The sequence below is a fragment of the Pseudomonas agarici genome, from assembly GCF_900109755.1.
Lineage (GTDB): Bacteria > Pseudomonadota > Gammaproteobacteria > Pseudomonadales > Pseudomonadaceae > Aquipseudomonas > Aquipseudomonas agarici.
Genome location: NZ_FOAR01000027.1, coordinates 65136 through 78433, shown reverse-complemented (window position 1 = coordinate 78433; position 13298 = coordinate 65136). Strand labels below are relative to the sequence as shown.

The following is a 13298-nucleotide window of genomic DNA, read 5'->3' as shown; positions in this document are numbered from 1 at the left end:
TGGACCGTGGGCGGAAACAGCGCATTGCTTAGCCAGTCGCAGAACTGCTTCACCTCCTCGTCGGTGCCGGTCTGGTTCATGCCGACGCCGACCGCAATGCCCACCGCACTCCCGAGTACGAGGCAGCCCAGCCCACCGGTGGCGACGGTAAGGCCCGTTGCCGCGACAACCGCCGTGGTGGCCAGTGTGCCGACCGCGACAGAGGCGGCGATTTCCAGCACGCCGCCCAGGAGGTCGGCCATCGGCGCGGTGTGCAGCAAGGCATCGCCTTCGCGGGCGGCCCAGTAGGTGTCGGTCATGCCGGTGCGTTCCGTGCGAACAGGGACGCCCATCGGAACATGAACGAAGACCGGGGATTAAGAGGACGGCCTGACTACACGGCGTAGGAATGGTCTCTATAAGAGATTGAAATGGCTGACTGATGCACCGATCAAGGCTTGGCCGACAGGGAGGACTATTACCTCGGCGCCGAAGTCCTTGAACGCGCTCACAAGGGGCAGGAAGCCGTGCATTCGGCGGCGCACATGAGGAACAACCTTATCTTGGACGATTGAGTACACCGATATCGCAACGAATCCGTTGTGCAAAGTCGACAAGCAGCCCGCAACCGAAAAGAAGTTTATCGCTGATCTGACACCCTCCAAGTCCGGCGATTTTCGGCCAGGGTTCGAGCAATGGTCTATCGTGAGTATTCACTGAACTGTCATCTCCCTGTCAGATTTTTTACAAGGAAGTCAGTATGAATCCGCTCAGAGTCCTGCTTACAGGCGCCTGTGGCCGCATTGGCAAGACCTTCTTCCTAGCGGCGCAGCATCGTTATGACTTTGTCCTCGCCGACCGCCACCAACCGGACTTTGCCATCGGCGCGCATCGTTTTGTCCGGCTGGACCTGGACCACAAGGATGAGGTGAATGCACTCGTCGACGGCATCGATGTGGTGGTACACCTGGCGGGAATTCCCTATCCGGACTCGTCCTTCGAAGAACTGCTGCCGAACAATATCACGGCTACCACCTACCTTCTGGAAGCCGCCGCCAGGGCCAAGTGCAGGCGCGTGGTGTTCGCCAGCAGCGCGCAGACCATCGAAGGGTATGCGCAGGATCGCCAGGTGACCTCGGGTATGCCAGTGATGCCCGCCAACCTGTATGGCGTGAGCAAATGTTATGGCGAGGCCTTGTGCGCGTTCTATGCCGCACGCCGTGGTCTGTCGACTATTGCCCTGCGCATCGGTGCCTTCGAGTTTCCCGACAGCCAGGACCTGCACCACGTCGATCTGAACACCTGGCTCAGTCCGCGCGATGCCGTGCAGTTACTGCAACGGGCCATTGAAGTAGAGGACGTCCAGCACCTGGTGGCCCATGGGATTTCCAACAATCGCTTTAAACGCCTGGACTTGAGCGAGACCATCCGGGTGCTGGGATATCAACCGCTGGACGACAGCTTCCAGACCTTCAATATCCCCGTACCCGTGCAGGCACTCCATCGCTAAGGACAAGGTCAGCCATCAGGGAAGCTGCTTTTCGTGCATGGTTCAGTCGGCCTTGAAGACAATCTGCTGCACGTTGATGGCCTTGGGGATCAGGCCATTGGCAAAGAACAGATCGGCGGTGCGTTGTTGCGTATCGAGGGTGTCCGGGTCGATGGCCCGCAGCGGCGCCCGCGAGCGATGCTCGAAATAGCGCTCGATCACCGCCCGTTGCAGGCCAAGGGCCTGGGTCATCAGGTCGATGCTCGCCGGCGCCTGGTCGAAGGACTGTTGCTGGGCCTGGCCGAACGCCTTGAGCAGCGGGGCGATACTCTGCGGATGCTGGCGGGCAAAGGCACCCGCGGCAACATACAGCGAGCCGCCGAAGCTGAGCCCCTGGCCATCACTGAGCAGGCGGGCGCTACCGTCCAGCAAGGCCGCCGAATAGTACGGGTCCCAGATCACCCAGGCATCCAGCTTGCCCTGTTCAAAAGCAGCTCGGGCATCGGCCGGTGATAGATAGGCCAGGTTTACATCGCTAAGCTGCAGACCAGCCTTGATCAGGCTCTTGAGGAACAGGTTGTGGGCGCTGGAGCCCTTGACCAGGGCCACGCGCTTGCCTTTGAGGTCCGCCACGCGCCGAACGTCGCTGGCCTTGGGCACGACAATGGCCTCGGCTCTGCCGTCGGCGGGCTCGACGCCGATATACACCAGATCGATACCGGCGGCTTGGGCAAAGATCGGCGGGATATCGCCGATATTGCCGATATCCAGGCTCCCGCCGTTCAGGGCTTCGATCAGTTGTGGACCACTGGGAAACTCGACCCACTGCACCTGGGTCCCGGGTAGGGCCTGATCGAGCAGTTTGTGCTCGCGGGCCAGCACCATGCTCACCGAGCTTTTCTGGTAGCCGATACGCAAGGTCGCGGGTTCGGCGGCCAGAGCCGTGCCCGCCACCAGTCCGATCCCTAACCCCAGGGCCAATAGAACACTGCCAAGCAGGGTCTTGATGGATGTCATAGTTACCTCATGATGGTTTGGCGTTATGTTGAATGAAGCAAAAAACCGTCTTGATTGATCGATCCCAGGTAGCGCCCAGGTTCAGAAGTCGTAACTCAACCGGGTGTAATAGAAGGCCCCCTCCGGTGCCGTGGGCGACAGGAAGCTGTATCGCTGGCCCGGCGTCTGACGCAGTTGCTTGTTGAAGTCGTCCGGGGTGCTGCTGAACAGGTTGTTGGCCCCGACCGACAGGCGCAGTTGCTTGTTGAACGCGTAATTCACATCCAGATCGGTGGTCCACTGGGCGGAAAAGGTCTGATCGTATTGGGCATTGGTTTCGGCGGCCGCGTATTTGCGATACTGGCCATACCGGGTCTCGTTCAGGGCCACGGTCCATGGGCCGTAACGGTGAATCGCACCGAACACCAGCTTGTCTTCCGGGTAGCCGTGTTCGAGGAAGCCGCGTGCCTCGCGGGTCAGCACGTCGAAGCCGTAAGGGTTGGCGTTGATACGCTCGATGATAGTCTTGGCCTTGGTGTAGCCCGCGCTCAGGGTCACGCCGCCGTACTGTTGCAGATCGAGGTTGTATTTGCCGACGATGTCCACGCCACGGGTGCGGGTGTCGGCGGCGTTGGTCATGAACTGCGCCCAGGTGTACTGGCCATAGCCGGCAGCCTGGAGAATCTGCTCGGCCCGTGGACCGGAAATGCCACCGCTGTAGAGCAGGCGATCGCGAATGCTGATCTGGTACGCATCGACGGTCAGCGAGGCCTGGTCGCTCGGACGTAGCACCAGACCAAGGGAGAAGTTAGTGGATTTTTCCGGTTTCAATGACTGCGCGCCCAAGGCTCGGGCAGCCGGGTTGTCGGCCGGTAGCATACGGGTCAGCACTGGGCTGCCATTGATATCGACGTTGGTCGTGGTGGTCCAGGAGGTGCCGATCTGCCCCAAGGTCGGAGCACGGTAGGCGTTGTTGACGGTGGCGCGCAGGCCTACCTGCGGCGTGAAGTCATACCGTGCCGAGACCTTGCCGGTGGTCGCGGAACCGAAGTCCGAGTAATGCTCGGTACGCCCGGCCAGACCGAACTGGAACTTGTCGGTCAACTGGTTTTCCAGGCCGAAATACACCCCGCCGACATTCCGTGTATAGGTCCCGGCATCGTCCGGGGTCAACCCCGAAGCCTGTACCGCGCCCACCTGGACCCCGTTGATCCCGCCGAACGAATAGGATTGGGTATCCCCTGCTTCGAGCCGGTAACGTTCATTGCGGTAGGCGACGCCAGCAGAGACCGTCAGCGGATGCTTCGACCAGTCGACATCCAGGTCCTTGGCGTAATCCAGGCTGAGGTTGGTCTGTTCGTTGACCAGCGTCGCCACGTCGAACTTGGTGGGACTGTTCGCACCGAAGCTCGGGTTGAGCGTGTTGAAGGCCAGTTCGTCGTGGGTATCGCGACCGTAGGTGGCGCTCAGATCGAAGCGTCCCAGACTCGCATCCTCGTAACGACTGCCGACAGTCAGCGCGCCGTCTTCATAGCGGTAGCGGTATTTGGGAATCGTCCCGTTGGGGTAGATGGCCGCCACATTGTCCGAGCTACCCGCCAGCAGCGGTGGCGTGTTGTTGACCGAGGTGTCCTGACCAAAGGTGGCGAAGCTGTAGAGGCGCCACTGATCGCTCAAGCCCACCTCGGCATTCGCCACCAAGTTGTATTTGTTGCGCCCGGCGGCGCCCCAACGCGGGTCCTGCTCGCGGCCATCGGCAAGGTACTTGTCGCCGATATCATCGGGACGGTTGTTCAGGCTGTTGAAGCTCAAGGTCAAGAAGCCGTCCCCTGGCAAGCCGATGCCGTACCAGCCATCGGCGGTCTTGCTGAAACCATCGCCCTGGGCGTACTTGCCCAACTGGCTGTTGAGCTGGCCGCCACTGTCGCGCTCCTTGAGCACGATATTCACCACGCCCGCTACCGCGTCGGAACCGTACTGCGCCGAAGCACCGTCGCGCAGCACCTCGACATGGTCGATGGCGCTCAGGGGAATCATGTCCAGGTCCACCGGCTGGGCGCCAACGAACGGCACGCCGCCGGAGATGTTCACCACCGCCGAGGCATGCCGACGCTTGCCGTTGATCAGCACCAGCGTCTGGTCCGGAGCCAGGCCGCGCAGTGAGGCACCCTTGGGGTTTTGCCCACGGGTCGCGCTCTGGTTCTGCGGATAGCTGAACGACGGCAGCAACTGGAACAGCGCTTGGTTGAGGCTGGTGGCGCCGGTCTGTTTCAGCTCTTCGCTGGTGAGTACATCCACCGGCGCGGCGCTGGTCAGTGCCGTGGCATCGTTACGGCGGGTGCCGAGGGCGACGATCCGGTCGAGGGTCGGCGCCGCCGCCTCGCTGGCAGGTACCGTGGCATCGGCTTGGGCGTTCTGCACGGTATCTTCCACCGCGTAGGCGCCGGTGGCGCACAGCAGACTGGCCAGTGGAGCGATGACCAGCGCTTGAAGTGAGTGACGCAGGCATGTCGTGATGTTGAACGAAAGCAAAATGACTCCTCCATGGAATCGAACAACGCTGCTCTCTCGGCAGCGCCTACAAGAGTGATGTGCCGTAACCGGCGAAAAACTTGCAGACCCTTTGGTTAGGGTCTTAGAACCAAGCCGCTATGCCGGACTCAAGGTCCGCCCCACGTCTGAGTGCGCCCGTCGGCGTCGAGGGCCTGGCCGGAACGTAACTCGACGATCCAGCACGCAGCCTCTTCGATCAGCGGCTCCCGGTCCTGGTCGCGACTCATCCGAGTTGAGCGGCGCACGCAGGCAACGGTTGGTTGCCCGAGTCATATAGTCGCTGACCGAGCGCTGAGATATGCCCAGCTCGAGCGCGATTTCGGGATAGGTCAGGCCATTGGCCTGGGACAACAGGAAGGTGGCCTTGACCTTGTCCGGCAGACCGTTGAGCAGGCGGTCGACGGTCTCCAGTGCTTCGAGCAACTGAGCCAAGTCTTCCGGCGAGGGCACCTGCGCGTCGTCCTCCTGTTGCCGGGCGTCGAGGTAGGCGCGCTCCCGGTCACGGCGGCGCCAGAGCTGATACATCAGTCGTTGCGCGATGGTGGTCAGCAACGCTCGGGGTTGGCGAATCGGCAAGCTATCCGCAGCCATCAGCAGTTGCGCGAAGGTATCGGCAGCGATGTCTTCGGCGCTGGCGCTGGAATCGAGATGGCGGCGCAAACGGGCGCAAAGCCAATCGTAATGAGCGTGGAATAAACCGCCCACGTAATCGCGGTGAGGTGTGTCGGCGCCGGACATAATGGCTCCAGGTCAAGAGAGTTGCTCTGCATGTCCGGTGTTCCGGTGGCAGGATGCTACCAACACGGCTTATTCTTTAATAATATTTAAAATGCATTTTTATATTCCATTTTTGAATTTTTAGTGACCTGCTCCCTCGGTGGAAATCGATAAGCAATACGGCTGTCCTGGGCTGCAGCCCGGGAGGTCTTAACGCAGTTGCGCAAACCCAAGCGCAGCCGCTTCATCCCGGTAATCGAGGAGTAGCTGGTAATCCGCTTCGCTAGCGGCCAGCACTTCCTCCAAGCCCAGCACGTCGGCCACGTGGGCCAATTCGCACAAGGCCTGGTTCATCACCTCACGCAACCGCTCGAGCTGTTCTTCGTCCAGGCCAGCCGGCCCGATATAAGGCAGACAGGGGCTCGGCGCACTGCGTGCCACCACTCGCAGCCCCGCCACCTCCTGCGGGGCGAACCGCGCCAGGTAGGCGAATGTCACGCTGTCTACCGCCGCCAGGTCGGCCAGATTCTCGCGCAGCCAGCGCAAGCTTTCGCGGTGACTGCCACTGCTATCGACACTGGCGAAGAACCGACCGTCGCGCTGCAACGGTGCCAGGCGCTGACGCAACAGATTCATGCCGCTGTTGGAGCCTTCGTCGTTGAGCACTGCGCGACTGCCGCGAAAGTCCTCCAGGGTCGTGCGCGAGTTACCCTGCGAGGTCAGCAGCAGGCTGCAATGATTGCCACCGCTGGCGTCGGGTAGTTCGTAGCGCGGCCGTCCGATAATCGTCACCCGACCACGCAGTAACGTCATTAACGGATAGCCACAGGTCTGAGTCAGTAACAGCTGCGGGGACAGCCAGAGCTGCATCAGGTCCAGGCCTTGGGCCGAGCGGCGGTGGACGGCAAGCGTGTCGAGAATCCGCCCAAGCCATTGTTCGTTAGCCCGCTGCACAGGTGGCGGGGCTACGTACATGGGCAATTCGGCGTAGCACGCGGTCATCGCGGCTCCTCAAGAAAATGGGTGTTGGGGACTGTCGATGGCGCTCACGGCATGGCGGCGCCACAGTTCGCCATAGCCTTTTACGAGAAAGCCGCCACTGCGCGCCAGCCACTGTTCACGACGTGCGCGGTAGACCCTGGGCAGGAAGTACCAGGGCAATTTCGGCAGGTCGTGGTGGGTCAGGTGCAGGTTATTGTTGAGAAACAGCCAGCTCAAGGGCCAGCCGGCCTCGTTAATCACCGTGCGCTGCTCGGGTTCGGCGTGGGGGCGATGCTCGTAGTAGGAACGCAACATCGCCACCGACAGCGCGGGAATGCTAACCAGCAGCAGGTAGTGCCAGACCGGGACAATGCTGTGGCGGGCAACAAACACCAGCATCAGCACAGTCAACGCGCCATGGCTCAGCCACATCAGCCAGACCCTGCGCTCGCCGCGCCGCAAGCGCTGGCCTTGCTCTTGCACCAAGCTGAGCAAGGCCAACGGCGCGCCCACCAACAAACGGCCGAAGACCGTCTTGTTCAATCGGTACAGGCCCTTTTTGAACAGCGAACAGCGCTGCCAGTCCTGCTGTCGCAGATAACGGCTCTCCGGATCGATGCCAGGCAAGGTCAAGTCTTCGTCGTGGTGATGGAGCAGGTGGCTGTCACGATAAAGGGTGTAGGGATACCAGACGGCAAACGGCGCGTAGCCCAACAGCTTGTTCAACCCAACAAATCGCGTCGGGTGACCGTGAAGCAGTTCGTGCTGCACCGACAGCCACCAGGCGACCAGCACAATCAGTAACATCGTGCTCGGCCACAGCCCCAAGTGGTGACTGCCGAGCAAAGTGGCGAACCAACCGCCATAGACAGCGACCAGCAACAACCAGGTCGGCCACTCGGTACGACCGGTAAAGGTGCGGGACAGAGAAAGGATTTCTTCACGGTGAACAGGGTCGAAGTAATGGGGCATCGATCGGCTTCGCACAGGACGGGCCGAGGGACAAACCTCGGCTTTATCCTCTGGTGTGCATTACCGAGGCAAAATCTTGCAGATCGATGGGTTATCAGCTTAGAACGAGGCGCTCAATGGCCGAACACGTTGGCCTTCTTGACCTTCTTTTGCGCCCGTTTCTCGTCGGCGGTCTTGGCCGGTTTCTTCTTCGCGGCTTTCTTTGAATCCATACCTTTGCTCATGATGCGCACTCCGTCGGGATTTAGATTCAGGTATACACCTATCCGCAGGCGTCGGTTCTTTTATAATCGACCTCCATCTCGCCGTTGCCCGAGCCCCATGCCAAACACTGACTACGCCCTGCTCCCGGAGCCGCTGCGACCGCTGCTGAACAAGTTCTATCGCGCCCACAATTCGTCGATGCGTTCAGCCGGCAACGGGCAACTGTGGGTCGCGCGGCACCAGGAGATCATCGCCGGGCTGTGCCTCACGCCAGTCGCTGAAGGTTGCTGGCTGACCGGCCTGTTGGTCGATCCGCGCTGGAGAGGTCAAGGCATCGCCAGCGCGTTGATCGCCCGGGCGCGACGCGAGGCTAAAGGTCCGGTCTGGTTGCTCTGTCATCCGCACTTGCAAGGCTTCTATGCACGCCTGGGCTTCAGCCCCGCGCAGGCACTCCCGCAAGCCCTGGAGGACCGTCTGGCCCGCTACTCGCGCAGCAAGCCGTTGGTTGCCCTGGGCGTAGAACCGTCGATTGGACCGACCGAGAAATAATCTGATCGGCCGCTTGGCGTCGCGTGATAGCCTCTTCGGCGTCTTTCTCAGTCGGCGGCAGGATCGAGGTCGGGGAACAGCACGTCGGTAAAACCGAATTTGCGAAAATCGCTGATCCGCGACGGGTACAAACGACCGATCAAGTGGTCGCATTCGTGCTGCACGACACGTGCGTGAAAACCCTCGGCGACCCGCACCAGCGGCTGGCCCTTGGGCGTGAAACCTTCGTAGCGGATGTGCGTGTAACGATCCACCGCGCCGCGCAGCCCTGGTACCGACAGGCAACCTTCCCAGCCCTCCTCCAACTCCGGCCCCAGAGGCGTAATCAGCGGATTGATCAAGATCGTCTGGGGCACTGCTTCGGCGTCCGGATAACGTTCGCTGTGTTCAAAACCGAAGATCACCAGTTGCAGGTCGACACCGATCTGTGGCGCGGCCAGGCCGACCCCGCCGACATGCTCCATGGTCTGAAACATGTCGTCGATCAATTGCCAGAGCTCAGGGGTGTCGAACATCTCCGAGGGAACCGGCGGGGCAACACGCAGCAGGCGCTCATCGCCCATTTTCAGGATTTCACGGATCATGATCGGGCTTCGTCAGTAGTCGGTTTCAGGGAGTGGTCGCGCCCCAGTCCGCAGACGGGCAGCTTGTCATCGTGTGCGTGGAAGTCCTTCTCGCCGGGGTTCTTGCCTTCGGACGACATGTGTTCGATCACCGCATTCATTTCCGCGCCCAACAGCAGCACCGCCGCCGAAATATAGAAGTACAGCAGGAGCACGATGATCGCACCGATACTGCCATACATCGCGTTGTAATCGGCGAAGGTTTTCACGTAATAACCAAAGCCCAGCGAAGCCACGATCCACACCACCACCGCCAGTACGGAGCCTGGGGTAATAAACACGAATTTTTGCTTCACGTCCGGCATCACGTAGTACATCAGGGCCACTGCAAACATCAACAACAGCACGATCACCGGCCAGCGCAGGATGGTCCAGAGGGTGACGACGAAGTCTTCCATGCCGATCTGTCCGGCCAGCCAGCTCATCACCTGCGGTCCAAGGACCATCAGCGCAGCCGCAGCCAGCAACATGCCGGCGATGCCCACAGTGTAGAAGATCGACAACGGAAAACGCTTCCAGATCGGCCGAGCCTCAACCACGTCGTAGGCGGCGTTCATCGCGCTCATCATCAGCCGCACGCCAGCCGAGGCAGTCCACAGGGCGATGACGATACCCACCGAAAGCAAGCCGCCCTTGGATTGCTGCAACTGGTCGATCACCGGGTTGACCTGGTCCAGCGCCTGGGGCGGCAGTACCAGCTCCGACTGCAGCCGCAGCCAGGTGAAGAAGTCCGGCAGATGCAGGAAACCGATCAGGGCAATCAGGAACAACAGGAAGGGGAACAACGAAAATAGCATCTGGTAGGCCAGTGCCGAGGCATAGGTCGACATTTCGTCGACGACGAACTCCTGAACCGTGCGTATCAACACACGGTGCAAGGGAAGACCACGCAGGTCCGGAAAAATCATAGCGTCTCCTTTCGCCGCATTCATCGGGGACAGTCGACAGGCGACTCAAAGGTGAGTTTTTCGCTCACGGTAACGTAGTTGGCAAGTGCTAAACAATTTCTCTGTTTTGCTCGTGTGTCCGCGACACAAGAACGACCATCCTGGGATGGCCGTTCTTGTGTCGCGGAACGCGGCCTATTGATCGACGGCCTTCTTGATCGCCTCCTTGGTCTTGCCCACCGCTTTCTGCGCGTCGCCCTTTATTTCCTGGGCCTGGCCTTCGGCGCGCAAACTGTTGTCGTCGACGGCTTTGCCGACGGCTTGCTTGACCTTACCAATCGCTTGATTTGCTGTGCCTTTGATCTTATCACCAGTATCGCTCATGGTCGTTCTCCATCAGTAAATGCGGGTCGTCAGTGTCCCGACATCAGGATTGACCCGAGGGTTTTGCGTGGAGTTTCAATTATTTTCGACCGGTTGTTCATCACAGACAACAGGTTTGCCTTTATGTTTGCCCGCAGAGCCACGAGAATACCCGCCAGATTCAGGCTAGTGGCCTGTACGGTGAGTTCGTTAGCTCAAGTTCGGATGCCACGCGTCCATGGCCAAGGCGCTGTGACGAGTCATAGCCGGGCTATGGCAAGAAACAGCAACGCCGGCCAGGGGCCGGTGGCGCCGAAATTGACTCATAGAACTCACCACACAGGCCACTAGGGCGCTGAAGGTCGATAACGGTAGGAAAGTGATGAAACTCGATAAAAAACAGGCCATTGCTCGTAGAAACCAGGAGCTGGGCAGTGCGGTGCTTGGCGTGAACAACTGCCACTTCACGGAGTTGAGCCGTAACCGAAATATCTGGTGGTTCGATATTCCCCTGGCGCGCCTGGCGATCGGCCAATACGAATGGGTGCACCTACTGTTACACACCCCGAGCACCGACGAACTGCTGCACCTGAAGGTGCCGACAGCGTTCTTGCGTGAGCGAATGGAAGGCCTGGTGGTGCGCAACGCCGGCAAGCGCAAGCCGCAGCTAAGTCTGGAACTGAGCGCCGACAAGGACTCGTTCCTCAAGGACGTGCGACCTGCCGGTGCTGGCGTGGGGTTCGCACAGTTCCAGCAGTGATCTGCTGGCAGGCGATACGGCTCACTGAGGACGAGTAGAGCGCTCCTGACACCATTAATCGCGGCGCCTCGGGTAGAGCGCGATGATCGAACTTTACCACCGCTTCGCAACCGAGCGCGGCGGTGCGGCGTTCCGCCAAGCCCGCTCGCCACAGGTTCTGCGCCAGTCAACCGGCCATAAACGACCAAGCCCCGCGTCGCGGGGCTTGGTCGTTTATGCAGCGTCAGGCAGTTTTCTTCATCGCCAGTTTCTTCAGCACTTCATCGCGCAACTCGCGGCGCAAGATCTTGCCGACGTTGGTGGTCGGCAATGCATCGCGGAACTCAACGAATTTGGGTATTTTGTAGGCCGTCACACTGGCCCGCATATGCGCCATCACCTGTTCTTTGGTCAGAGTCACACCTGGCTTGGCAACGACGAAAATCTTGATCACCTCACCCGACTTCTCGTCCGGCACGCCGATAGCCGCGCATTGCAACACACCCGGCAAGGTCGCCAGTACGTCTTCCAGCTCGTTCGGATAAACGTTGAAACCGGACACCAGGATCATGTCCTTCTTGCGATCGACAATGCGGATGTAGCCGTCCGGCGCAATAACGGCGATATCGCCGGTCTTCAGCCAGCCCTCGCTGTCGAGAACCTCATCGGTGGCGCCCTGGCACTGCCAGTAGCCTTTCATCACCTGCGGGCCCTTGATGCACAGCTCGCCGATTTCACCGAAGGCTTGCTCGACGCCCTCCTCGTTGATCACCTTGCACAGGGTCGATGGCACCGGGATGCCAATGGTTCCGGCCTGGTTCTTCTGGCTCGGGTTCACCGTGGCTACCGGGCTGGTTTCGGTCATGCCGTAACCTTCACAGATCGCGCAGCCAGTGGCTTCCCGCCAGCACTCGCCCGCTGCCAGTTGCAGCGCCATGCCACCTGACAGGGTGAGCTTGAGCGCGGAAAAGTCCAGCTTGCGGAACGCCTCGTTGTTGCACAGGGCGACGAACAAGGTGTTGAGGCCGACGAAAGCGCTGAACTTCCACTTGGACAGTTCCTTGACCATTGCCGACAGGTCGCGCGGGTTACTGATCAGAATGTTGTGATTGCCGATCAGCATCATTGCCATGCAATGAAAGGTGAAGGCATAGATGTGATACAGCGGCAACGGAGTGATGACGATCTCGCAACCTTCGTTGAGGTTCGAGCCCATCAGCGCCTTGCACTGCAACATATTCGCCACCAGGTTACGATGGGTCAACATCGCGCCCTTGGCCACGCCTGTGGTACCACCGGTGTATTGCAGCACCGCGACATCGCTGCCGACCGGATTGGCTTCGTTAACCGCCAGGCTCCGCCCCTTGCTCAGCACGTCGTTGAACTTGACGGCCTTGGGTAACTGATAGGCTGGCACCAGTTTCTTCACATATTTAACCACGCTGTTGATCAGCAGACGCTTGAGCGGTGGCAACAGGTCGGCAACTTCAGTGACAATGATGTGCTTGACCGATGTCTTGGGCACTACCGCTTCGGCCAGGTGCGCCATGTTCGCCAGACACACCAATGCCTTGGCGCCGGAGTCGTTGAACTGGTGCTCCATTTCCCGCGCGGTATACAACGGGTTGGTGTTGACCACAATCAGCCCAGCGCGAATGGCACCGAATACGGCGATTGGGTATTGCAGCAGGTTCGGTAACTGCAAGGCAATCCGATCACCTGGCTGCAGGTCCGTATGCTGTTGCAGGTAGGCAGCGAACGCACCGGACAACTCATACAACTCACCATAGGTGAGGGTCTTGCCGAGGTTGCTAAAGGCTGGCTTGCTGGCGAATCGTTGGCAAGACTGTTTCAGTACCGTCTGAACATTCGGGTACTCATCCGGATTGATATTGGCAGCAATCCCAGCTGGATACTTGTCCTTCCAAAAGTCTTCGATCATGGAAACCCACCCCTCAGCAACGCGAATTCAGCACCGCATTTGATGCGATTGTTATTTATCTGTGTTTTTTATGAAGTGAATCTGGCTTTAACTTACGCCGAGAAGTCACAAAGCGCGCCGAGAGTAGCAGCTTTGCCCAGGGTCGCCTAGAGCCAAAGAAGGGTCCTACGGTCATAAACGCGACCAAATGATAGAAAACGGTCACTTTTAGAGCGAAAATTCAATTTCGTTAATTTGCGCTCTTATCCAGGTATTTCGGGCCTTTTAAAGCTTCGCGGGCAAGCCCCGCCCCGTCGTTCGTAGC

The 13298-nt window shown here is 59.8% G+C and carries 12 protein-coding genes and 1 pseudogene; 3 read left to right on the top strand and 10 right to left on the bottom strand.

All coding sequences use genetic code 11. The annotated features are described in order from the left end of the window. A partial coding sequence (locus BMX68_RS21020) for a hypothetical protein (RefSeq protein WP_143063336.1) occupies positions 1-299 on the bottom strand: 299 nt, incomplete at its 3' end. A 440-nt stretch (positions 300-739) separates the two neighbouring features. On the opposite strand from BMX68_RS21020, the gene BMX68_RS21010 reads away from it, so the two are divergent. Continuing rightward, entirely contained in the window at positions 740-1489 is a 750-nt protein-coding gene (locus BMX68_RS21010) for an NAD-dependent epimerase/dehydratase family protein (RefSeq protein WP_017131609.1), read from the top strand. A gap of 42 nt (positions 1490-1531) precedes the next feature. Here BMX68_RS21010 and BMX68_RS21005 read toward each other — a convergent pair whose 3' ends face one another. From BMX68_RS21005 to BMX68_RS20985, 5 genes and pseudogenes are all read right to left on the bottom strand, one after another. After that, positions 1532-2485, bottom strand: coding sequence for an aliphatic sulfonate ABC transporter substrate-binding protein (locus BMX68_RS21005; protein WP_017131610.1), 954 nt, complete (start codon positions 2483-2485; stop codon positions 1532-1534). Positions 2486-2566: 81 nt separating this feature from the next. Then, entirely contained in the window at positions 2567-4996 is a 2430-nt protein-coding gene (locus BMX68_RS21000; RefSeq protein WP_439896041.1) for a TonB-dependent receptor, read from the bottom strand. Between the two features lie 264 nt (positions 4997-5260). Continuing rightward, positions 5261-5755 (bottom strand): annotated as a pseudogene (locus tag BMX68_RS20995) (sigma-70 family RNA polymerase sigma factor); the annotation flags it as partial. A 189-nt stretch (positions 5756-5944) separates the two neighbouring features. Beyond that, positions 5945-6736: a phosphate/phosphite/phosphonate ABC transporter substrate-binding protein gene (locus BMX68_RS20990; protein WP_017131613.1), complete on the bottom strand. Its 792-nt coding sequence runs from the start codon at positions 6734-6736 to the stop codon at positions 5945-5947. Between the two features lie 9 nt (positions 6737-6745). Then, the gene (locus tag BMX68_RS20985) at positions 6746-7687 is read right to left on the bottom strand and encodes a fatty acid desaturase (protein ID WP_017131614.1); all 942 of its coding nucleotides are present in this window, start codon (positions 7685-7687) and stop codon (positions 6746-6748) included. Positions 7688-8008: 321 nt separating this feature from the next. On the opposite strand from BMX68_RS20985, the gene BMX68_RS20980 reads away from it, so the two are divergent. Beyond that, complete coding sequence (locus BMX68_RS20980; RefSeq protein ID WP_017131616.1) at positions 8009-8440, top strand: GNAT family N-acetyltransferase; 432 nt, start codon at positions 8009-8011, stop codon at positions 8438-8440. Between the two features lie 47 nt (positions 8441-8487). On the opposite strand, the gene def is transcribed toward BMX68_RS20980, so the two are convergent. The 3 genes from def to BMX68_RS20965 all read right to left on the bottom strand — a co-directional run bounded on the left by def (position 8488) and on the right by BMX68_RS20965 (position 10334). After that, a complete protein-coding gene (gene def / locus BMX68_RS20975) occupies positions 8488-9024 on the bottom strand; it encodes a peptide deformylase (protein WP_017131617.1) in 537 nt (178 codons plus the stop codon). Continuing rightward, on the bottom strand, positions 9021-9971 hold the full coding sequence (locus tag BMX68_RS20970) for a YihY/virulence factor BrkB family protein (RefSeq protein WP_017131618.1): 951 nt from the start codon (positions 9969-9971) through the stop codon (positions 9021-9023). The genes def and BMX68_RS20970 overlap by 4 nt, the downstream gene beginning before the upstream one ends. Before the next feature lie 174 nt (positions 9972-10145). Further along, positions 10146-10334, bottom strand: coding sequence for a CsbD family protein (locus BMX68_RS20965; protein WP_017131619.1), 189 nt, complete (start codon positions 10332-10334; stop codon positions 10146-10148). 361 nt (positions 10335-10695) lie between these two features. Here BMX68_RS20965 and BMX68_RS20960 point away from each other — a divergent pair, with 361 nt between their 5' ends. Beyond that, entirely contained in the window at positions 10696-11073 is a 378-nt protein-coding gene (locus BMX68_RS20960) for a hypothetical protein (protein WP_017131620.1), read from the top strand. A gap of 223 nt (positions 11074-11296) precedes the next feature. On the opposite strand, the gene fadD1 is transcribed toward BMX68_RS20960, so the two are convergent. Next, a complete protein-coding gene (fadD1, locus tag BMX68_RS20955) occupies positions 11297-12994 on the bottom strand; it encodes a long-chain-fatty-acid--CoA ligase FadD1 (RefSeq protein ID WP_017131621.1) in 1698 nt (565 codons plus the stop codon). Positions 12995-13298 lie beyond the last annotated feature (304 nt).

Bases quoted from the DNA above. Each gene is read 5' to 3' on its own strand.
- BMX68_RS21010 (WP_017131609.1), top strand. From the start codon at position 740: ATGAATCCGCTCAGAGTCCTGCTTACAGGCGCCTGTGGCCGCATTGGC.
- BMX68_RS21005 (WP_017131610.1), bottom strand. From the start codon at position 2,485: ATGACATCCATCAAGACCCTGCTTGGCAGTGTTCTATTGGCCCTGGGG.
- BMX68_RS20990 (WP_017131613.1), bottom strand. From the start codon at position 6,736: ATGACCGCGTGCTACGCCGAATTGCCCATGTACGTAGCCCCGCCACCT.
- BMX68_RS20985 (WP_017131614.1), bottom strand. From the start codon at position 7,687: ATGCCCCATTACTTCGACCCTGTTCACCGTGAAGAAATCCTTTCTCTG.
- BMX68_RS20980 (WP_017131616.1), top strand. From the start codon at position 8,009: ATGCCAAACACTGACTACGCCCTGCTCCCGGAGCCGCTGCGACCGCTG.
- def (WP_017131617.1), bottom strand. From the start codon at position 9,024: ATGATCCGTGAAATCCTGAAAATGGGCGATGAGCGCCTGCTGCGTGTT.
- BMX68_RS20970 (WP_017131618.1), bottom strand. From the start codon at position 9,971: ATGATTTTTCCGGACCTGCGTGGTCTTCCCTTGCACCGTGTGTTGATA.
- BMX68_RS20965 (WP_017131619.1), bottom strand. From the start codon at position 10,334: ATGAGCGATACTGGTGATAAGATCAAAGGCACAGCAAATCAAGCGATT.
- BMX68_RS20960 (WP_017131620.1), top strand. From the start codon at position 10,696: ATGAAACTCGATAAAAAACAGGCCATTGCTCGTAGAAACCAGGAGCTG.
- fadD1 (WP_017131621.1), bottom strand. From the start codon at position 12,994: ATGATCGAAGACTTTTGGAAGGACAAGTATCCAGCTGGGATTGCTGCC.